The following is a 22,591-nucleotide window of genomic DNA, read 5'->3' on the forward strand; positions in this document are numbered from 1 at the left end:
AATAGAGGAGGATATATGGGTAAAATCGAAAAAACGTACCACTCTATTTGTATAGGTATGGCGATACTTTTTTCTCCTTTTATTACATCGATTAAAGGAATTGCTAGTTTAGGCTGGTTGGGAAAAGAGCTAAGCTTTTATCCACTTATGGCCGGGGTGGGAATTTGGTTGCTTAGCTGTGTTCTTGGTGGGAAGAAACTATATATTCCTCATGTCAGACCTATGGCGTTTTTGTCTGCCTTTATGCTTGCTGTTATTTTATCTGGATTATTGAACTTCATAGATTTGTGGGAGATTGTCTATGGAGACAGAACAGGGATATATATATGGTTTATGCAGACGATGTCTATTTGTGTTTATGTGGCTATTTCTCTCTATATATATAATTGGATTAGATACTATGATGGTGACGTGTTTCGATTTTTGTATAAGTATTTGATATTATCTTTTTTTGTTGCAGGCATATACTCTATGTTTGAAGTGGGAAATATTGTCGGACAAAGTGTGTTCAGTGATGTTTTATCGTTTTTAGACTCTTTATTTCGTGAAAGTGATACGGAAAATATACTTTTAACTTATGGGCGCGTGAGATCTGTAGCTGCTGAAGCCTCATACTTTGGTATGTATTCTGGGATTTTAATGCCGTGGTTGTTCTCCTTGATTTTTCTTGTGAAAAGTAGGTATAGGATTCTTGTCGTTTTTGGGGTGATATACTTTACTTTCTTAAACATCATGAGTATATCGAGAACCTCCTATTTTATTTTTCTTATTGAAATGATCGTCTATTTGTTGTTGTTTAGGATAGAAATTCAGGCCGTAAAAAAATGGATAGGGCTCTATGTGATGAGCCTTGTTCTTCTTGGAATAGGTGGTGTCGCATATGGTAATTTTATCGACATCGATATCGTTGCCGTTTTTGGCTCTCTATTGGGGGGAGATGTTGGGGGGTTTAGTGGGTCGAATGATGCACGGTTAGGTTCTCAGTTTGCTGCCTTACAGCTTTTTCTTGACTATCCTGTTTATGGGGTTGGGTTTGGCGCTATCGGCTTATATCTTCCCAATTATTATCCCCTATGGTCGTATGCAAGTCCTGAAATCCATATATGGATACAAGAATATATTGCTCAACATGCCTTGGTATCTGCGCATGGGCTGTATTCACGCTTACTGGCTGAAACAGGAGCATTCGGTTTTTTCGCTTGGGTTCTATATTATATCTCTTTATTTTCTGGGCTTTTACGTTCTGCTGGAATTGAAAAAGCGCCTGTTCATCTGATCGCAAAAAAAAATCTTTTTGTAAGCTTGGTAGGAACGAGCTTGTTCGGCTTTAATATTGATGCCTTTCGCGTTATGTCTTATTGGGTTGTTTTTGCTTTTACTTGGTATGTTGTAGCAAGAGATGGTCATGCCAGATGAAGATTTTAATGATAACGAGATCCTATCCACCCCTCCGAAATCCTAGAGCATTTCGTGCCAATGAATTATTACGAGGACTCTGTGAAAGGGGGATATGTGCAGGTTTGATAGCTCCGCAGGGAATTAAACATACGGATGACGATCTGTGGGAATATCACCCCGTAGACTATGGCAGAAATTATGAAAGAAATCTAGGTACCCCAAAATATTCTTCTTTGAAAAAGTACATAAGAAAAATATCAAGTTATTTTTTAGGTGATTCACCCAGTAATATTCTTTATTCAATACATTTATTTAGGTTGCTATTGAAAAAAAGAATGTTAAATAGCTACGATGCAGTGGTGGTTATCAGTTATCCTTTTTATAATTTGGTTGCTGTTTCCTTTTTTGTGAAGATATTCTCCTCGGGGGTGTGCTTTATCGCCGATTGTGGAGATCCCTTGTATTACAATACGTCCTTCGCAAAAGCTGCGTATTTGAAGTGGTTTGAACGGTGGGTGCTAAAGTCTTTTGATTATGTTACAATTCCGTTCGATCATGCACGAAAAGCCTATCAAGAATGTATTCCACAAGGGAAGATTAGAGTGATTCCTCAAGGTTTTCGTATAATTGATATCCCTGCTGATATATACATAGGGAATCTTATACCGACTTTCTGTTATGCAGGTGTTTTTTATGAACAGATTCGTAATCCGGAGTTCTTTTTTGAACATCTTATGATGACTCAGGGGGCTTTTCGTTTTGTCGTATATGCGCTGGATGAGCCGTTCACACAATCACTGCTAGTGAAATATAAGGCGCAACTAAAGGATCGATTGGTTGTTGTACCTCCCATTGACCGCGAGTCTCTCATCCATGAAATGGCAAAGATGGATTTTGTGATCAACTTCGACAATGATAACGCCACACAGCGTCCCAGCAAGCTGATTGACTACGCGATGAGCCGCAGGCCAATCCTAAGCTTTAATCGTCGGACGTTTCGTCCCGAGGTCTTTCAGGCATTCCTAAAAGGGGACTATAGTGAGCAGTATCATGTTGACCTAGCGCAATATGACATCCGCCGTGTGGTGGATCAATTTGAAGCTCTGGTTGACGAGAAAATAAGAGGAGATGTAAAATAAATGGAGAATGTGTGTGTTATTGGACTGGGATATATAGGCCTCCCCACTGCTACCTTGATCGCCAACAGTGGGTTTAAGGTCTATGGGATGGATCCGGTGGAGCGTGTCGTGGAGACGGTCAATCGCGGGGAGATTCACATTGTCGAGCCGGGACTTGCTGCGTATGTGAAGAAAGCAGTTTCCTCAGGAAATCTCCATGCCGATGTAAAACCACATGAGGCAGATGTGTTCATCCTCGCAGTTCCGACACCGTTTAAGGGAGATAAGGAGCCTGATTTGTCGTTCGTCGAGTCAGCGACGCGGGAAATTGCTCCCTTTGTCAAAGAGGGTAATCTGATTATCCTCGAGTCCACCAGTCCTGTTGGGACGACAGAGAAGGTACAAAAATGGGTGCTTGAGGAGCGTACAGATCTTGTGGGGAAGAATCTGTATTTTGCCCATTGCCCGGAACGCGTCCTGCCTGGCAAGATCGTGGAGGAACTGCCGCACAATGACCGTATCATTGGTGGTATTGATGCGGAGTCGACGAAGAGGACGGTTGAGTTCTATGGTCATTTTGTCACAGGTGCGCTTCTCTCGACGGATGCACGTACAGCGGAGATGGCAAAACTCACGGAGAACTCGTTCCGTGATGTGAACATTGCCTTTGCCAATGAGCTCTCGATCATCTGCGATAAACTCGGCATTGATGTGTGGGAGCTGATTCGTCTCGCCAATCGCCATCCGCGTGTCAACATTCTTCAGCCCGGACCTGGTGTCGGTGGACACTGCATCGCCGTTGATCCGTGGTTTATTGTGGACTCGGCGCCGCACGAGGCTCGTCTCATCCGCGTTGCACGTGAGGTCAATGACAGCAAACCGCACGTCGTTATGGAGAAGGTATATGAAGCTGTTCGTATGACGGAGAATCCGAAGGTCGCATGTCTTGGCCTTGCATTTAAGCCTGACATTGACGATTTGCGCGAGAGTCCGTCGCTGCAGATCGCGGAGAAACTTGCTGCAGGGGCGCTTGATGAGCTCCTCGTTGTCGAGCCGAATGTCCATGTGCTTCCCGCATCTCTTGCCAATCAAAAGAATGTGCGCCTTGTTTCGTTGGAGGAGGCAATGCGGAACGCGAATATCGTTCTTCTGCTTGTCGATCACAAGGAGTTCAAGGGAATGGATCGGGCACTTCTTAAGGGGAAGACGGTCATCGATACACGGGGGATTTTTGCATGAAGCAGGTACTGATCAAAAAAGGGCGGGCGGTTACAGAAAAAGTGCCAGCTCCACAAGTGGAAGAAGATAAGGTACTCGTGCATGTTGTCAATTCGTGTATCTCGATTGGTACGGAGATGAGTGGTGTGCGTGCCAGCTCCGTCCCTCTCTGGAAACGCGCATTGAAAGAACCCGAAAAAGTAAAAAAAGTCTTTGATATGGTTGCGGAGAAGGGAATCTCCCAGACGAGAGAGATTGTGAAAGGGAAGCTGGATACAGGTTCTCTTGTTGGTTACTCGGCGGCAGGCATTGTCATTGGTGTTGGTGCAAATATACGTGACGTGAAGGTCGGCGAGCGTGTTGCTTGTGCCGGAGCGCAGTGCGCACATCATGCAGAAATTATCAATGTACCACGCAACTTGCTCGTGAAGATTCCTGAAGCCGTTTCTTTTGAAGAGGCAAGTACTGTTACACTTGGCTCGATTGCCATGCAGGGAGTTCGCCGTGCCCATACGACACTTGGCGAGTGCTTCGTTGTTATCGGTCTTGGTGTGATTGGACAGTTTGCCGTGCAAATGCTCAAAGCAAGTGGCTGCAAGGTGATTGTCAGCGACTTGGATGCCAGTCGTATCGAGATGGCATTGAAGCATGGGGCGGATTACGCCATTCAGCCGGATGGCACGACGGATGCCGAGCAGGTGGAACGTCTGACGGATGGGATTAGTGCAGATGGAGTAATCATCACGGCGGCGGCAAAGTCCGACGCGATCGTCTCGACAGCGTTTAAGATGTGCCGCCGCAAGGGGCGCGTTGTTCTCGTGGGCGATGTCGGGTTACATCTGAACCGTGCGGATTTCTATGAGAAGGAGATTGATTTTTTCATCTCCACATCCTATGGGCCGGGGCGCTATGATAGTATTTATGAGGAAAAGGGACTGGAATACCCCGTCAGCTATGTACGCTGGACAGAGAATCGCAACCTGCAGGAAGTGCTGAATCTCATGGCGGCGAAGAAGCTTCACGTGATGGATATGGTATCGAAGATCTATCCCGTGGAGGAGGCGGATACCGCATACGAATCGCTGAAAACGGCATCGCCGAAACCGCTCATGGTGCTTCTCTCTTATCCACAGAAAGAGCAGGAAGCTGCAGATGTCGTCACAGTCGCCACACATCCACTCCGAAAAGATAGAATACAGGTCGCACTCATTGGTGCGGGCGGATTCGCGAAGGGAATGCACCTGCCGAACATCAAACAGCTCGGCGATCTCTACCAACTGCGTGCCGTGATGAGTCGCACGGGAACCAATGCCGAAGCAGTTGCAAAGCAGTTCGGAGCCGACTATGCGACGACGAATTACGAAAAGGTACTTGCGGATGATGCCGTTGACATGGTGCTTATCGCAACACGTCACAACCTTCATGCCAGTATGGTCTTGGCAGCACTGGGGGCGGGCAAACATGTCCTTGTTGAAAAGCCGCTTGCAATCAATGCGGAGGAACTATCAAGGATCGAGCTGTTCTATCGGGAACATCATGATGCACCTCTTCTTTTGACTGGATTCAATCGCCGCCATTCACGCTATCTGCAGGAGATCGCGAAGCACACGACTGCACGCCAAAATCCTATGATCATTCACTATACGATGAATGCAGGCTACATTCCGCTTGATCATTGGGTGCATACTGAAGAGGGGGCGGGGCGCAACATCGGAGAGGCATGCCATATCTATGATGTATTCAACTTCCTCACGGGAGCAAAGGCTGTTTCTGTCAGTGCATCCTCCATTCAGCCGAATGGAGCATATTATAGTGCCAAAGACAATTTTATTGCCACCGTCACCTATGACGATGGTTCTGTAGCCGATCTCATCTATACGGCTGCGGGAAGCAAGGACTACCCCAAGGAAACGATGGAAATGTTCTTTGACGGGAAGATGATTACGCTAAATGACTACAAGTCGATAAAGGGCTATGGTGTAAAGCTTGCCTCGATTGAGACGAAGGGCAGCGAAAAGGGGCAGCTCGAGGAGATCAAAGCATTCGGTAGGATGATTAAGAACGGCGGTGAACCACCGATTCCTCTGTGGCAGCAGATGCAGGCAATGCAGATTGCCTTTGCTGTGGAAGAGCAGATTTGAGGTGTAGATGTGCTCCGAGAAATATATGATAGCTTACCCCCCCTTCTTCAGCGTGGTATCGATGAGGTGTGGAGCTCGATTCCGCCTAGCATTAAACTAGGTACGGCATATAGCGATATGCGTAAACTTTTGTCTGCGTCGGATTCATGGACACAGGATCAAATTCATGCTTGGCAAAATGTTGCAATAAAGAAACTGCTTCAGCATGCTTATAGCACAACTGTGTTCTATCGGCGTATATTTGACGATGCCGGCTTTAATCCTGAGTCGTTTCGAGATGTTTCTGATCTTCAGCGTATTCCGTCCATCACAAAGCAAACAGTCCAAGAGAATCTACAGGATATGCTGTCGGATGCGTTTTCCTCTAAGCAACAGATCCGGATGACTACCGGTGGTACTACGGGCCGCCAGCTTGTTTTTTATGCGCAAAAACGATTCACAATGGCGAGAGAAAAAGCTTTTTTTGATTATCTTTGGTCGAAAGTTGGGTACATTGCCGGGACATCAGAAAAAGTGGTATTGCGAAATAATGTATTACCCAAAGGTGCATTGTGGCAATACAATCATCGAGATAAAAGTCTGATATTAGATCCCTATCATCTGACTGATGATAACTGTGCCAGAATTATGGAAAAGCTAAATGAGGTACAAATTCCGTTTTTCCATGTGTACCCATCATCTGCGTTGATGCTTGCCGACTATATCAACAGGACAGGAAATTGTCTGAGGTATAAACCAAAGGCTGTATTCGCAAGTTCGGAGAATCTTTATATGGGGCAGAGAGAAATTGTCGAGACTGCATTTGGTTGTCCTATGCTGCTTCATTATGGACATTCTGAGATGTGTTGCGTAGCGTCATGGTGTCTTGAGGAAAATCACTATCATCTGGAAGAGATCTATGGTTATACAGAACTTTTGGATGCGGCTCAGAAAGTTATTACAGAGCCGGGACAAATGGGAGAAATCACAGCAACGGGACTTAACAACTATGTGCTTCCCTTGATTCGCTACCGTACTGCAGATTATGCTGCATATGCCGAACATAATGCGAAATGTCATTACTCTGGGAGAGTCTTACAGGATGTGGAAGGTCGTTGGCTACAGGAGATGCTTGTTACATCGAAAGGAAATAAAATCTCGATGACGGCGATTAATTTTCACTCTGATATTTTTGATCGTGTGAAGTTTTATCAGTTCTATCAAGATACTCCCGGTAAAGTTACGATGCGTATTGTCAAGAATGATGGATACACCCAAATGGATGAGACTGCAATACGTCATGCCTTGGAGGGAAAACTGGGAGAATTCCTGGATCTTGAATTTTCCTATGTGGACGCAGTTGAACAAACGCGGAATGGAAAGTATCGGTATATTATCTCGAAAATATAAGATTACCAGATATATTTCGATTGTCGAGGGAGTTTGTGTGATATGTGCTCAATAATGGGGTTTCTTGAAAAAAAAGCAAAGAATGCATCTGAAGAAGTTTTACGTGGGATGATGAAGATACTTTTACATCGTGGACCGGACGACGCCGGTTTGGAACGGTGCTCCATATTTGGCTCAGATGAAAAGAACCTTGCAATAGGGTTTAATCGTTTGAGCATACGTGATCTTTCACCGCAGGGGCATCAACCTATGTGGAATTATACACATAATATATTCATTACCTTTAATGGAGAAATCTATAATGCAGATGACTACCGTAATGATTTAATCCAAAAGGACTATACATTTCGTGGACACTCCGACACAGAAGTTATTCTATATCTCTATGAAGAATATGGAATTGACGGGATGCTGGAACGTTTGGATGGGATGTTTTCCATCTGTATCACAGATTTGCGTAAAGATACTATTTATCTTTGCCGTGATCGATTGGGAGAGAAACCTCTTTATATTTATGAGAACTCTGATATTATTATTTGGGCATCGGAGTACAAGGCTTTTTATTGTCACCCATCGTTTTATCCTCAACTCAATGAGGAAGCAGTAACGGAATATTTTCTTTATCGATTTGTTGCAGGCGGAGAAACTCTGCTCAAAGGAGTAAAGAATATTGCGCCTGGAACTTATTTAGAATTAAGCAAAGACGGGATCCAGAAAATTGTTTACTGGGATCTTCCGGGAATAGAAGATAAGACGATTTCTTATGAGCAATGCAAAAAAGATTTGCAAAGCTTGATGAAGCAGTCTGTACGCCGACGTTTAGTGAGTGATGTTAAGGTAGGAGTACAACTTTCTGGTGGCATAGACTCTTCGTATGTAACTCGCATAGCCGCTGACGTATCGAGTCACGGTCTTGATACGTTCGGAATAGTATTGGAGAATGAAAACTTCAATGAAAAAGAATACATGGATCAAGTTTCGTCACTTTGCAACACGAGACATCATTCTATTCCACTGAGTAAGGACAAATTCCTTGCTTTGTGGAAGGAAACAACATTTTTTTTTGAAGCTCCAATGAACCATGAGGGATCGCTTGGCCTTCTCTATCTCAATAGAGAAGCGAGGAAAGATGTTACCGTTCTGCTTTGTGGTGATGGTGCTGATGAGGTGTTGGGAGGATATGATCGCTTTCCAGGGTATGCCTATCAGCTAAAAAACTCGCTTGTACGAGTGGCATCCATTTTGAAACGTTATCATCGTTGGCCGTTCGAACTGGGGACGTTGATAGGAAGTCCAGAGCGACATTATCTGCGAAACAATCAATTTATCAATACGTCTTGCGTGAGAAAGCTTTATCCCAAAGCCGATATTGATCATGCACAGCGAAAACGTCTGGATATATTGATGAAGCTTCCTGGGAAAGGAATTCGTCAATATATGAACTATGACATAGTAACTTATATGCAGGACATTCTGATGCGTTCAGATAAATGTTCTATGGCCTCTAGTATGGAACTTCGTGTTCCTTTTCTGATGCCGAAACTGGTCGAGTATGCTGCAACGATTCCAACAGAATATTTGGCACCGGCGGCTTTCCATGACCCCGTAAAGATTAGTCGAAATTCTAAAAAAATCTTAAAGGAGATTGTTAGTGAAATTTTTGGAGAGAATTTTGCCTATCGAGAGAAGATGGGCTTTAGTATAGGTTTGATGGATTATTTGAAACAAGATGAAGTAATCCAATTCATTGAAACTGTTCTGTTGCCGGGAATGCAAGCTCGGCATTTGCTTGATGCCGCTTATGTAGAAGAGAATTGGCATAAATTGCTGAAATCAACTGCTCAGAACTATGAGCATATTGACTTGGATGTACTAGAGATTTGCTGGATGTCGTTTTCGTTTGAGATATGGGCACGGATGTATTTGGATCAGTCTCCGATAGACTACAAACACTGTGTATTTTGAGGGAGTGAATATGAAGAACTGCCACTATGGGCCATTCCCTCCACCGTTGGGGGGGGTATCTGTATATATATATCGTTTGAGTAAATTGCTTCCAGAAGATGAATATGTAGACAGTGGCCGTGTAGGTCGTATTGGATTTATATGGTTGCTTCTGTCACGCAAGCGGAATTTTGTCATTCATTGCTTTTTGTGGAAGCATATCATTACGGCATGGCTGATTACAAGATTTACGAGCGGGACTTTTAGCATCGTCATTCATGGCGAAGAAACCTACTTTCCGCACACATGGAAATGGTCTCTGATCAAGAGAGCCTTGGTATCTGCGCAGTGGATTCAGTTAGTGAATGTCGAACTGAAAGAATATCTTATAAAATTATTGCCGGATTGCAATGCAAATAGTTTTGTAAAACATGCGTTTCTGCCACCGCCGGAGGAAGATGAGTCATCTATCCTATTGACTTATGACGATGCTGTATTCTCGTTCCTTGAAGCACACAATCCTGTTCTTGTGGCAAATGCATTTCAGTTGGCTGATTGGAATGGGACAGATCTGTATGGTCTTGATATGTGTGTTGAACTTGTGAATCGACTGAAGGGAGACTATCCTGGTATTGGATTATTATTTGCTTTGGCGAATGATAAGTTTCGTCCGGAATATTTTGCTGAGATAAAGCATCGCATCCGTGAATATCAGTTGGAAGGGAGAATATATTTTTTGACGGGACAGAGAGAACTTTGGCCGATCATGAAAAAAGCCGACTTGATGATACGTCCAACATGTACAGATGGATATGGTATAAGTATTGCAGAAGCTCTTTTTTTTGATTGTCCCGCAATAGCTAGTGATGTCTGTCCACGCCCCGAAGGAGCAGTTCTCTTTAAGAATCGCGATATGGATGATTTTGAACAAAAAACACGGGAGTTATTGGAGCGGCATAATGCAGATAAGGTGTGATTCATTATTCGTTTACCAAGTAAAACAAGTATTACAGAAAGGTTTTTTTCATCTGTTTTCTGCTAATTGTCTAACACAGCTCCTTGGGTTTGGTTCATTGATTATTGTATCTAAACTGCTACTACCAGAAGAAGTGGGGGCAATTAAGATCATCCAAGCATATATTGCGGTCTTTTTAACACTGGCTCAGCTGGGGCGAAATTCGGCAATTATCAAATTTTGTGCCGAGATACGTGAATCTAGTCTTCGCATGTTTATGCTGCAGCATACCTTGTTACTCACTTCTGCACTTAGTTTAGGCATGTTGGTCATATTGATTATTGCCGCTCAGCAGCGATGGATCAGTCAAGACGAAATTGTATGTCGTTGGCTCCCGCTTTATGCAGCTATTATCTTACCCAATGTCATCTACAGCATATTCACCAATTACTTGCAGGCGATCAAGCAGTTTAAGAAAATTGCAGTTACCCAGTCGTTAATTAAGGTTATATCTGTTTTCGGAGTTGTTGCAGGAGCGTGGTTCTATGGTCTAGCCGGTTATATTGTGGCTATGCTGTTCCTATCATTTTTGTCAGCGTCTATACTGGCTTTCCAAAGTAGATTCTCTTTTCATCCGATAAGAGACTGCGCATTGCCAAGAGGATTCTCTTTTTTGGCGCATATGAGTTTAATTGGTTCGACAATAGCGATGCTTGGAAGCTATGTAGACTTGTTCTTTTTGGATCATTTTGTAGCAGACCGCGAGGTGATCGGATATTATGCCCTTGCTACAATCTTCATCATGATAGGAACTCAGTTCACTGGCACGGTGCAATCTTTTCTCACACCTTATTTTGCCGAGCGTTCACATGATGGATTGTGGCTGTGGAATCAGATGAAGAGGGCACAGAGATACTTATCTGTAGGGATGATATTCATTTGTGGTGGTATTTATCTTTTTGCATATCTGCTGGTGCATTTTTACTATGGAGATTGCTATGTGGAGGTCCTGTGGTTTCTGGCTGTATTGTTGTTACAGTTGTGGCTCACAACAACATATTCCTTGATAGGAACAACTCTGATGACAATCAATAAGACACAGTATAATATCATTACCGTAACTATTGGCTTTGTCGTTAAATCTGTTTTTGCATATTTTCTTGTTGTAAATTATGGAATATATGGCTTGGCCTTTGCGCCTGTTATGGCAGAGATTCCTTGTATTGTTGTGGAATACATACTAGTGAAATATGCCTTTCGAACTCAGTTTGGAAAGACATTCTCAGCATCATGAGAAAAAGTTAGGAGTTTTTCATGGAAGTCATATGTAAGTTTTGTAACTCAAAGCATGTAGATGTCCTTCGCAAGATTCAGAGTCCGTATAGCGAAGAGAAATATACGTTATATGAATGCCGGAATTGTAAGCAACGTTTTTTTCGGATGGATGAAAGTGAAAACTCTAGCGACATATTAAAAAAGCTTTATGACAGCCAAGCTGAGAAAAATAAAAATGTATATGGTCTCGAATTTACGCCCTCAAAATATTGGAAAAATGAGGTCAAAGAAATTACGGAGCTTCATCTGGGGAAAATACATAGCATTTGTGATATTGGGTGCCGTACGGGTGACTTCTTGATGCATTGGCCGAATCGAGTAGAGCGTGTCGGGGTAGAGTTATCGGAGTATGCTTCCGGTGTTGCTCAACAGCGTGGAATTCATGTTGTGCGTGACTTTGTTGAGAATGCATCGTTTGACCATCCGTTCGATGTCGTGTCTTGTTATGCTTTATTAGAACATCTGGAACAACCCAAACTGGTTTTGGATACGTTCTCCAGAATATGTAGTCAAGGTGGCGTACTGGTCATATTGGTTCCTGCTTTTGATACATGGAAGCAGCATAAAATATGGAAGAATGAAAATGAGCGTTGGCACATGTATAGTCCGCCAGAACACCTGAATTTCTATACAAAGGAATGGCTGGTAGAGTACTTATCTGCTGATTTTGAACTGCTGCACTATAAGTATACAACGGGGGGGATGGTGAATCTGTTCAGAGGAATCCCTCTGCTGTCAAGAATTGGCGGTAGACTCATGTGGATGTGGGACGTTACGCGGTTCACAAATCAGAAGCCAGTCTTTGATCATTTGTACCTGTATTTCCGTAGGAAGTAGAACATGGGCATGTTGTGATCTGAGGAGTGTTAGGGTATTTCATTGGAGCTTGAAATTGTGAGGGGGACTGATGAGTCGTTATTGGAATAAGATCCAGACGCTTCCTTTTGATGAGATCCTGCGTCGTGGCTCTCACATGATACAGCGTAAAAGTCTCAATCAATGGAACAAATGGCGAGCGGAGCTTCAATCGACGTATTGTGCTCGTGAAGACTTGTGCATCGAAATACCGATCTCTTTTCAAGTCATTACGCCTAAGGAAAATACGACACAGGTATTTGCTGTGGCGAATCTCTTTCGTACGCATACCTTTGACCTCCTCGGCAGTGGCTGGTGCAAAGTATACTATGGCATGACTGTGCGTGGCGTTGAGGGGAATGTGTATCCTGCGGGGGATGTAGTTTCTGCTGATCATGAAGGACGATGGCTATCGGTGCAGATTCCTTCCGCCAATCTCCCCTATGCAAAAAAAGTATGGACATTAGTCGATCGTGGATATGAGCCGATTCCTTGGCAGGTGGACTTTAAGTCCGGCTATACATGGTCGGCGAAGACTTGGTATACAGAGATCGCCTATGGACATTTGCCCGGGGTGGACGTAAAGGTCCCATGGGAACTTGCCCGTATGCAGCATCTGCCGATGCTTGCTCGCGCATTCCGGATGGCAGAGGACGCGGAACGTGGTGTGTATATGCGTGAATTCCGCAATGAAATATTGGATTTTATAGCACTGAATCCACCGCAGTTCGGCGTAAACTGGCGCTGTACGATGGATGTGGGGATCCGTGTTTCAAACTGGCTTGTTGCCTACGATCTGTTTAAGGCATTTGGAGCTTCGTTTGATGACGCCTTTGAGCGCATCCTTGCTTCGTCTGTGTACGATCATGGAAGACATATCATCCGCAATTTGGAGTATAGTCCTGATCTGCGCTCCAATCATTACCTTTCCGATATCGTAGGGCTGCTCTTTGCGGCACTTCACCTGCCCTCCACGGATGAGACGGATGCGTGGCTTGCCTTTGCACTCCAAGAGATGGGATGGGAGATGACGCATGAGTTTCATGAGGATGGCAGTAATTTTGAAGGATCGACAAGTTATCATCGGCTCTCGACAGAGTTGATGCTTTACGGTGCGCTATTTGCCGTGCAGATGGATCGGGGGCGGCGTGACCGTGTGAAGTCCTATCGGTGCACTTTTCATCATGTGCGGCCGTCACTAAATCCGTTAGAGAAGCAAGACTTTGATCTGGATCGCGATGAGATTTTCCCGGAATGGTTCTGGGAACGTCTTGCGAAGGCCCTGCGGTTCACCTCTGATCTCCTGCATGAGGATGGGACGATCTCGCAGATCGGTGATAATGACAGCGGGAGATTTTTGAAGCTGCATCCTGTCTATGATATCGTGAGTGAGCAGGAAGCCGTTGCAAAGTATATGAACCTCAGTTTCCCTGCACGGGAAAATGCGCTATACTATGACGAGAATATCCTAAATCATGAGCATCTGGCTGAGGCATATCGCATTCTGTGTCACCATGATGATGTGCCACTAAATTTTGAAACAATAGTCCTCCAGTTATTGGCGAAAAAGATTCCTGCAATAAGTCTTGCATCTCATTTTATGTCGGCACGTAATGACTTGTGCGTACAAGAGTTTCTTGATACATTGCCGCTTGTGGGGCTGGATAGGCAGGAATATCATTTTCCAAAACCGAAAGAGGATATCTCTGCGATACGCTGTTATCCCTATGCCGGAATGGGTATTTACATTTTCAAATCCTCTCATCTCTATATGACGGTGCGATGCGGTGAAGTGGGGCAGAACGGAAACGGCGGACATGCGCATAACGACCAGCTGTCGATTACCCTACGGATTGACGGAGAAGATATTATCGTTGATCCTGGTACATATCTCTATACGCCTCTGCCCGAACGCCGCGACGAGTTTCGTGCAACGGCGGCTCATTTTACCATTCAGAAGGAAGGTTTGGAGCAGAACCCATGGCATCCAGGGCAGGTAGGGCTGTTCTCTATGGCACATGAGGCGACGTTTGCAAAGGTATTGCTGTTGATAAAAAATGCCATTGTGATGGAGCACAGCGGCTTTGGTGAAAAGGTGTATCGTGTCGTGGAGATCTTGGAGAATGAGGTATGGATACGGGATTTTGGACGAAATATTACGAAGCCTGTGCCGCATAGATACTTTTCGGGGGGATATGGAAAGTGTACAAGAGTGAGGGGGTAAGAGCTACATGAGGGATGCTCCATAAGTATTTTGTTCCGTATTTTTTAGCGAGGGAGTACGGCAGATATTGATTCTATTAGGGAAACTATTACTTGTTGCACTATGTCCGAGTTCGAACCATTTGGTCAAGAACATGGAGCCGAATAACAAGTGGGCTGTTGCTATGGCAGTTTTGTATGTATGGGAGATTATGTCCTTGTCTCAGGTGACGGAGTTCCTGTATTTCCAGTTCTGAGGAATGGTTGGTAGATGTAAACATGAGGCAAAGTTGAGGAGGGGAAATAAGCCGCAAGGAATGGGTAATAATGGAGGGGTATATAGTAAGTTTGCATTTAGATTAGCTTGTTGAAAGGAATTGGTATGGTTGATAACGGATCAGGTACTCACTAGAAAAAAGATGTATTTACTCTTCTTATATGGGGGGATTACAGCAATATTGATTCTTGGAGTCAGTTATATGTTATTGCCTATAAAAGTTGACTTAATGGGGATACGTGTATATCTTGCTCAATTGTTTTTGCAGGATGGCTCTCTGTCTGGAATTGCCGACAGTATGTATCAGATTGCAGATTTTCATATAGCGTATTATTTTTATATCGCGCTCTATGGTTTTTTTACGGGACAGATACAGGCAGAGAATATTTATATTCAGCTTCAAACTATAGCTTTCGGTGTCCTGTTTTTGATTCTTCCGTATTGCGTCGTAAAATCATTCCACTCGTTGCGTTTGGTACTCGTTAGCCCTTTTTTGTTTTTTCTTTTGATTTGGCAGTACTTTTTACATGTGTATTATACCGATTACTGGGGGATGGGGTGGGCAATATTTCTCTCATTGCCGTTATTTTTCGTGTTCCTAAAAAAGTGTGATACAACAGCGACTTTATGGAAAGCATATATCGCTTTATGTATTTTGGCTGGAGTTGCGAACATCCCACGTGCTCATGCGGGAATTGGGATTATTACAGTAGCGATTTTTCTTATGCTGTATAGTATATATCGCCATATGGTTTGGAGTGTTTGGCAGAAAGCGATACGGTCTGTAGGTGTAATCTTACTGGCAGGATTTGGATATTTCCTATTTACGTTAATCATCCCGAATGTCTATCTGTCTACGTTTGGATATGATCATACTACGACTGCGACAAAGGAACATAAGTTGGGGGGCTGGCATACTCTATATATTGGGTTAGGCTGGGATAGTCCTATATCTATTTCTCCTAAATTATCATTCTTGGCGAGAGAAAATCCCTATAATATCTTTTTTTCGGATGAGTGTGCGATGGAGGCTGTATCCAGAGTAAACCACATTCCTCCAGCTTCGTATACTAATATTAAGGATCATTTTGAGTATGCGAAAGAGGCGAAAAGAGCCTTTTCTGAAAACTTCACTGTAGGATATTTTGACATACTAAAGAATCTATATCTCACAGCATTTGAAGAGCATCCTCTGTGGTTCATAGGTTCGTATGTAAAAAAGTTCTTTGTATGTGGATTGATGTTACTGAAAGATACATTTGCCTATATATTCTTTATTGGGGCAGTGTACTTTACAATGAGAAAGAAGTATGCCATACGCATAGGAGGCGTTGTCGGCAAAGAGCTATATGGAGTCTTAGTTACACTTATATTTTTTGGACTATTGCCGGGATTGATTGCTATTCCATCCCATGTATACTTGTTAGGAAGTATTGCAGCGATTCAGTCGATATGTTTTCTCGTATTGTTAGAGGTGCTTGTATCTACGCCGTTTTTTAGAAAGGATGAACGCATTCATGGATAGCCTTTATATCATTATCCCAGCATATAATGAATCCGAGACGATTCGACAAGTGATTGATGATTGGTATCCTATTATTGAAGAACATAACGGGGGAGGGGAATCGCGTCTCATTATCATTGATGATGGAAGCAAGGATAATACCTATGAAATTATGTTAGAATGTGCAAAAGACAAGCCGCTTTTTACTCCGTTACAAAAGCCTAACAGTGGACATGGTGCAACTGTCCTTTATGGCTATCATTATGCACTTGACCATGGTGCAGACTATGTATTTCAGACGGATTCCGACGGACAAACTCTGCCGAGTGAGTTTGCGCCGTTTTGGGATGTGCGCGAATCGTTTGATATGGTGATCGGGTGGCGAAAGGGAAGAGAAGACGGCCTCTCCCGTATCTTTGTAACGAAGGTATTGAAATATGTTGTTTACCTCTGCTTTGGTGTATTCGTTACGGATGCCAATACGCCGTATCGTCTGATGAAAGCGGATACACTGCGACGATATATTGATATTATCCCCAAGGATTACAATCTATCGAATGTTATTCTATCCGTTATCTATGCACGAAGAAAATGTGCTGTTAAGTATATGCCGATCACTTTCCGTCCGCGTCAAGGTGGGATTAATTCCATCAATATGAAACGTATTTTCCGGATCGGGAAAAAAGCATTATCTGATTTTCGTGAGATTAATAGGAAGCTCCGATGAGTGCATTAAAGAGCCTATCGCTGAGTCGGCGACAATTATTCCTCTATGCACTCTTTGGTGTCCTTACAACGGTAGTGAATATTGCGGCCTATAGTCTATGTACTCGTGTTTTTGATATTTCAATGCCAATTAGCAATGCTTTTGCGTGGTTTTTTGCCGTCCTGTTTGCTTATTTGACACAACGGTGCTGGGTCTTTGAAACTTCAGCACATACGATATTGTCAGTCATACGTGAGGCAGTATCCTTTTTTGGGTGCCGTGTTTTCACAGGGATTTTGGATATGGGCGTGATGTATATCGGAATTGAGTTGTTGCATGGAGACGATTTAACTGTAAAGTGTGTGGCGAATTTCTTAGTGATATTGGCGAACTACGTTGGGAGCAAATTGATTGTCTTTCATTCGATGACGAAATAAAATGAGATTAAGCGAAGTAGAGAGGTGGATTCTAATGCCGCAATACGATTATCTGGTTGTTGGTGCAGGTCTCTTTGGTGCTGTTTTTGCGCATGAGATGAAAGAGCGTGGGAAACGTGTTCTTGTTGTTGAAAAGCGCAGCCATATTGGTGGTAATGTCTATACAGAAAATATGGATGGCATTGAGGTTCACGCCTATGGAGCGCATATCTTTCATACGAATCAAAAGTCTATCTGGGATTATGTCAATCAATTTGTCTTTATGAAGCCCTTTGTCAACTCTCCTGTTGCGAACTATCAGGGGGAACTTTACTCTCTGCCGTTTAATATGAATACGTTTTATGCTCTGTGGAAAGTACGGACTCCACAAGAGGCTATGGAGAAACTTGCAGAGCAGCGGGCTGAATTTGCAGATGTTGAGCCGAAGAATCTTGCGGAACAGGCGTGTAAGCTCGTGGGGCGTGATATCTACGAGAAATTGATTCGTGGATATACAGAGAAGCAGTGGGGACGTAAAGCAGAAGATCTTCCAGCGTTTATCATCAAGCGGCTTCCTGTTCGCCTAACCTTTGACAACAATTATTTTAATGACACGTTTCAGGGGATTCCGAGTGAGGGATATACTGCTCTTGTTGGGCGTATGCTTGAGGGCATCGATGTGCGTGTGAATGTAGATTTCTTTCATGATCGAGATGAACTCGAAAGACTGGCATCGAAAGTCGTTTTTACAGGACGTATTGATCAGTATTTTGACTCCTGTTATGGTGGCTTGGAATATCGCAGCCTCCGCTTTGAAAATGAGCGGCTCTCTGTAGAGAACTATCAGGGTGTTGCTGTTGTCAATTATACGGATGCAGAGACTCCGTATACACGTATTATAGAACATAAGCATTTTTCACCGGTGGATACATCATATACAATTATTACGCGTGAATATCCGGAGGATTGGGCAGAGGGGCGCGAACCGTATTATCCTGTCAATGATGAAGGAAATATGCGTCGTTACGAAGAGTATCGAAAGCGTGCAGAGGAGACGTGTCCTCATTTGATTTTGGGCGGACGTCTTGGAACCTACCGCTATTACAACATGGATCAGGTGATAGAACAGGCATTGGAAGCTGTTCGAATGGAAAACGAATAGGTCTGTTTAATTAGGCGTGAAGAATTTTTGTACTCGTTTGCCGCAAGGAGAATAGCGGCTGTTCCCTTTTTTCCGACAATGGTATCGAATTTCCAGTTCCCGAAGGTGTTGCGTTTATTTATGGACATCCGTTTGGTACGACTACAGATTCTGATATTGTCAAGAACAGTTGACAAATTTCTCACAAGGAAACGAATGCTTAAGCAGTCGCAGCAATGGAGTCATAGAACTGTCGACGTTTCACCATCGGAGGAAGCCCGCCGTTTGCGGAACAGATCCGGCGGTTGTTCCAATAGCTCATGAAATATCGCCAAACCAGAACCTTCAATTCTTCGGTTGTCATTTTCTTTGTGTCATAGCGTCCATAGAGAAGCTCCGACTTCATGCGTGCCCACGTACTCTCACAACGCGCGTTATCATGACAGCGTCCACCGGCACTGTTCATACTTTGACGGATTCCATCGTGTTGGATTGCCTCCCGATACAGCTGACTCGTGTACTGGCTGCCGCGATCCGAGTGCAGGATTGCTCCCCTGAGCATTGGGTAGGAAATCATGGCGTTATCAAGCATCTGCACACACAGAGAAGCCCTCATATTCGTAGCCATAGAAAGTCCGAGCACGCCGGCGTCATAGCAGTCAAAGAGTGCTGAAACATAGAGTTTTCCATCACACACTGGAATCTCTGCAGTGACACACCTATAAAGCGGTGTGTCGGCATGAAAATCACGGTGCAGGAGATCCTCCGACATCTGTGCCTGCCGATCTGCTTTTATGATACCGTTCGGCTTATGATTGGGACGATGACTTAAGCCGATCTCTTCCATGATACGGTAAACGGTGCGTTCACTCGGAATACGGATGCCCTCCGGCTGCCTGATCTTGAGTGCCTGATACATACGGATTCTTCCGTAGGTATCGTTGCATTCATCCTCTGCATGGATCTGCATCATGGCATCGGCAAGTTTCTGATATTTCCAGGGGCGGTCTTTGCTTACCAGATACTGATAAAATCCCTGTCTTGTGACATGGAGCCGTCTGCAATAAAAACTGATATTCCCTTTGTGTGCGCCGTCTGCTGTCTTGAACGCAATAAACTTCATACGTTCGTTTTTGTTGACTTCAGACGGCTCGCGGCGAAAAAAGCGCTTGCTTCTTCCAGAATGTCATTCTCTTTCTTCAAACGTCGAAATTCCTTATCCTGTGCCTTGAGCTGGGCGCGCAGCTGTACGATTCCTCATGCAAGCTCAGGGCACTCTGCGGTGTTTGCGTGCCGCACCCAAGATCCAAATATCCAAGACGTTGTGCGCGTGTCCATGTATACATCGTGTTCTTGGAAATTCCTAGCTCTTTGGCGGCTTTCGCTTGACCGATTTCCTGCGCCAGCTTGATTGCCTGCACCTTAAATTCGTGATCGTATTGCCTGTTTGTTGCCATTTTGACCTCTCCTTCTCCTCTTTGACTTTATCTAAAATCCTTGCGAAGAAGTTGTCAACTTTATTTATACAACATCAATTGCCGTGTTCTAATATTATGGTTATAATATCGTCTAGCTTAAATTTGTTAGAAACGTCTGCAGCAATAAAATCACTATAAATCTTTTTTTTCTTATCTTGAAGCTCAATGATTTTTTCTTCGATCGTATCGTTTACAATAAAGTGATAGATAAAAACGGGCTTATCTTGTCCAATACGATATATTCTATCGGATGCTTGCCTTTCTGCAGATGGGTTCCACCATGGCTCATAAATAATTACAAATTGGGCTGATGTAAGATTTAGTCCAACACCACCAGCTTTTAGACTAATAAAAAATATTCCTTCTTTTGATTGCTCGAATAGTGATATAATTCTTTCTCTGTTGTTAGTGTTTCCATCAATATAAAATGTAGACCAATGATTTGAATCACACCATCGTTTTAGTTTTTTTAAAATTTTTGGAAATTGGCAAAACACAATCAACTTTTTGTGCTCTTTTATTATATTAGGCGTATATAATTTGAAAAGATCGTATTTACAAGATTCGCATGAAGTAGAATGTCTAAGTGATAAAGGAAGCAATTGTGGCTCAGAACAAGCCTCTCTTAAGTATAAAAAAGCTTGTAAAATCGCAGCGTTGTCCTTGATTTTAAATCTTGATCCTTTAGAGAGAAGTTCATTTTTTGCTAAATTAAGTATGTAATTATATAATTTTCGTTGAGACTCACCCATATTGCAATGTATGAATTTCTCAGTTTTTTTAGGTAAAAATTGTAATACTTTTTCCTTCGTTCGTCTTAACATGAATGGCGATATAGTTGCTTTTAAGACGGAGAAGTTCTTTTCATTATTAATATAGTTTGTCGTAAATGTTTTTTTGCTTCCTAAAAGATGCGGGTTTAGGAGATCCATAAGAGCCCATAGTTCAAATAAATTGTTTTCAATAGGTGTTCCGCTAAGTGCTAAGATGAAGTTAGTGGATAGCTGTTTAATAGCCTTATATCGCCTTGTTTTATCATTTTTTACATATTGAGACTCATCTAAAATAATTGCCTCATAAGTAAGTGCTTTAAATAGACTCGTGTGGAGGACTATTGTTTCGTATGTGGTTATATAAACTACAGGGGCTTTTTTTATTTCATAAGTATGATTTCCATATATAATAAAAGGCACTATACGAGGAGAGAATTTAGAAAATTCGTTTTTCCAGTTGAGTAATACTATTTTAGGGACGATTATTAGTATTGGAAGGGAGAGCTTAGGATAAATGTATGTGATAAATGCAATGGCTTGGATTGTTTTTCCTAAACCCATATCATCAGCAAGGCAACAACCCAGAGAATGATTATATAGTGAATATATCCATGAGACTCCATAGAGCTGATAGTCCTTTAAGACTCCGTTTAATCCGTCTATTTCATATACAGTTTTAAAAATGTATTTTTTGAATTTTTTGATATATTTCCTATCCTTAATATTTAGTTCTTCGGCAATATTATTTATTAACATCAATTCATTATTTGCAAGATGGATTTTTCCGTTGTCTGAAACTTTATTTGAGAGATTGTTTAGAGAGGGGGGGAATATTATAGCACTATTGCCTACTTCTATGAACCCCTTATATTTATCCCTGCTAAGTATATCGGATAAGGTGTAGTTTGTACTATCAATCGTTACTATTCCATCTAGGTTAAACCAATCTATATCATAAGATATATTTGCTGTAATATTTACTGACTTTATCTGGTGAAAGCACTTATCATCTTTTAGATATATTTGAAAACTATTTTGAATAAAGGCTGAAATAGATGAGTTGTTTATGTTATTCAATGAAAAAATATATTCATTATTGAAACTAGGAACTCCTCCTTGTTCTTTTATAAAGGAAATATACGTTTGTTCTTTTAGTAAATTTCTTAATACGATATTCTTATCTATGTAAATCTTTATTTCTTGACTATTGGAAGGAATCTCGATCATACCGTATCTAAAACAGACACGACAGAATATTTTTTCTCTTCTTATCTCTAAATATAATATAGGTTGTGGAGATGTTATTATTTGTGTAGAATTGTTTTTTTCCATCGATGATGAATATAGCAGTAGTGATAGATTTTTTTGAGTATAAAGAAAAGGGGCGGTAGTCACTTCTGTAGAGTAGTTTATTAGGCTAACATGATGCAATTTGCGATCAGAAAGTCGAATATATAATGATTCCGCATGGATATCATTCATATAAGTTATAAACTTAAGGAAATCTGATCTATCGATAAAGAATTTGTTCTTTTGTATATTAGCTATATGTAAATTTAAGAAGAATAGTACGGCTTTATCTTGTGAATGGTGGGATAGAATAAATTTCCTTAATGGACCAGAATATAGCCCCTTTTGTGTAAACTTATTACGTCCCTCAAAGATCTCTATTATGATTTGATTTAAGTGAGTCTTCATCTGGTTATATGAAATAACCCATATAGGCATATTGATATTCATA

Annotated in this window: 17 protein-coding genes; 14 read left to right on the forward strand and 3 right to left on the reverse strand. The window is 42.4% G+C overall.

All coding sequences use genetic code 11. The annotated features are described in order from the left end of the window. The first annotated feature begins 15 nt into the window (after positions 1–15). From HMPREF9166_RS10825 to glf, 14 genes are all read left to right on the forward strand, one after another. Complete coding sequence (locus HMPREF9166_RS10825; RefSeq protein WP_009754054.1) at positions 16–1,416, forward strand: O-antigen ligase; 1,401 nt, start codon at positions 16–18, stop codon at positions 1,414–1,416. Then, on the forward strand, positions 1,413–2,537 hold the full coding sequence (locus HMPREF9166_RS10830; protein WP_139062661.1) for a glycosyltransferase family 4 protein: 1,125 nt from the start codon (positions 1,413–1,415) through the stop codon (positions 2,535–2,537). The genes HMPREF9166_RS10825 and HMPREF9166_RS10830 overlap by 4 nt, the downstream gene beginning before the upstream one ends. After that, complete coding sequence (gene wecC / locus HMPREF9166_RS10835; protein ID WP_009754056.1) at positions 2,538–3,755, forward strand: UDP-N-acetyl-D-mannosamine dehydrogenase; 1,218 nt, start codon at positions 2,538–2,540, stop codon at positions 3,753–3,755. After that, positions 3,752–5,875: a bi-domain-containing oxidoreductase gene (locus HMPREF9166_RS10840; RefSeq protein WP_009754057.1), complete on the forward strand. Its 2,124-nt coding sequence runs from the start codon at positions 3,752–3,754 to the stop codon at positions 5,873–5,875. Before wecC ends, HMPREF9166_RS10840 begins: the two co-directional genes overlap by 4 nt. Before the next feature lie 117 nt (positions 5,876–5,992). Beyond that, on the forward strand, positions 5,993–7,264 hold the full coding sequence (locus tag HMPREF9166_RS10845; RefSeq protein WP_245870995.1) for a phenylacetate--CoA ligase family protein: 1,272 nt from the start codon (positions 5,993–5,995) through the stop codon (positions 7,262–7,264). Between the two features lie 42 nt (positions 7,265–7,306). After that, a complete protein-coding gene (asnB, locus tag HMPREF9166_RS10850; RefSeq protein WP_009754059.1) occupies positions 7,307–9,229 on the forward strand; it encodes an asparagine synthase (glutamine-hydrolyzing) in 1,923 nt (640 codons plus the stop codon). A 10-nt stretch (positions 9,230–9,239) separates the two neighbouring features. Beyond that, positions 9,240–10,184 (forward strand): glycosyltransferase, encoded by a 945-nt coding sequence (locus tag HMPREF9166_RS10855; protein ID WP_009754060.1) that lies wholly within the window; start codon positions 9,240–9,242, stop codon positions 10,182–10,184. Continuing rightward, positions 10,168–11,457, forward strand: a complete 1,290-nt coding sequence (locus tag HMPREF9166_RS10860) for a lipopolysaccharide biosynthesis protein (RefSeq protein ID WP_009754061.1) — start codon at positions 10,168–10,170, stop codon at positions 11,455–11,457. Before HMPREF9166_RS10855 ends, HMPREF9166_RS10860 begins: the two co-directional genes overlap by 17 nt. A 20-nt stretch (positions 11,458–11,477) precedes the next feature. Beyond that, positions 11,478–12,335, forward strand: a complete 858-nt coding sequence (locus HMPREF9166_RS10865; protein ID WP_039981406.1) for a bifunctional 2-polyprenyl-6-hydroxyphenol methylase/3-demethylubiquinol 3-O-methyltransferase UbiG — start codon at positions 11,478–11,480, stop codon at positions 12,333–12,335. A gap of 283 nt (positions 12,336–12,618) precedes the next feature. Beyond that, complete coding sequence (locus HMPREF9166_RS10870) at positions 12,619–14,577, forward strand: alginate lyase family protein (protein ID WP_254655034.1); 1,959 nt, start codon at positions 12,619–12,621, stop codon at positions 14,575–14,577. Between the two features lie 364 nt (positions 14,578–14,941). Continuing rightward, positions 14,942–16,357: a hypothetical protein gene (locus HMPREF9166_RS10875; RefSeq protein ID WP_039981407.1), complete on the forward strand. Its 1,416-nt coding sequence runs from the start codon at positions 14,942–14,944 to the stop codon at positions 16,355–16,357. Continuing rightward, positions 16,350–17,063 (forward strand): glycosyltransferase family 2 protein, encoded by a 714-nt coding sequence (locus HMPREF9166_RS10880; RefSeq protein WP_050749705.1) that lies wholly within the window; start codon positions 16,350–16,352, stop codon positions 17,061–17,063. Before HMPREF9166_RS10875 ends, HMPREF9166_RS10880 begins: the two co-directional genes overlap by 8 nt. Then, positions 17,060–17,479 (forward strand): GtrA family protein, encoded by a 420-nt coding sequence (locus HMPREF9166_RS10885; protein WP_009754066.1) that lies wholly within the window; start codon positions 17,060–17,062, stop codon positions 17,477–17,479. The genes HMPREF9166_RS10880 and HMPREF9166_RS10885 overlap by 4 nt, the downstream gene beginning before the upstream one ends. A 34-nt stretch (positions 17,480–17,513) precedes the next feature. Then, entirely contained in the window at positions 17,514–18,620 is a 1,107-nt protein-coding gene (gene glf / locus HMPREF9166_RS10890) for a UDP-galactopyranose mutase (RefSeq protein WP_175279241.1), read from the forward strand. Between the two features lie 199 nt (positions 18,621–18,819). Here the strand turns inward: glf and HMPREF9166_RS10895 are convergent, their stop codons facing one another. The 3 genes from HMPREF9166_RS10895 to HMPREF9166_RS11745 all read right to left on the reverse strand — a co-directional run bounded on the left by HMPREF9166_RS10895 (position 18,820) and on the right by HMPREF9166_RS11745 (position 22,590). Continuing rightward, on the reverse strand, positions 18,820–19,722 hold the full coding sequence (locus HMPREF9166_RS10895; RefSeq protein ID WP_009754069.1) for an IS3 family transposase: 903 nt from the start codon (positions 19,720–19,722) through the stop codon (positions 18,820–18,822). Between the two features lie 76 nt (positions 19,723–19,798). Continuing rightward, on the reverse strand, positions 19,799–20,056 hold the full coding sequence (locus HMPREF9166_RS10900; protein WP_009754070.1) for a transposase: 258 nt from the start codon (positions 20,054–20,056) through the stop codon (positions 19,799–19,801). Positions 20,057–20,130: 74 nt separating this feature from the next. Continuing rightward, on the reverse strand, positions 20,131–22,590 hold the full coding sequence (locus HMPREF9166_RS11745) for a DEAD/DEAH box helicase (protein ID WP_009754071.1): 2,460 nt from the start codon (positions 22,588–22,590) through the stop codon (positions 20,131–20,133). Position 22,591: the final 1 nt, after the last annotated feature.

The sequence above is a fragment of the Selenomonas sp. oral taxon 149 str. 67H29BP genome, from assembly GCF_000146365.1.
Taxonomy (GTDB): domain Bacteria; phylum Bacillota; class Negativicutes; order Selenomonadales; family Selenomonadaceae; genus Centipeda; species Centipeda felix.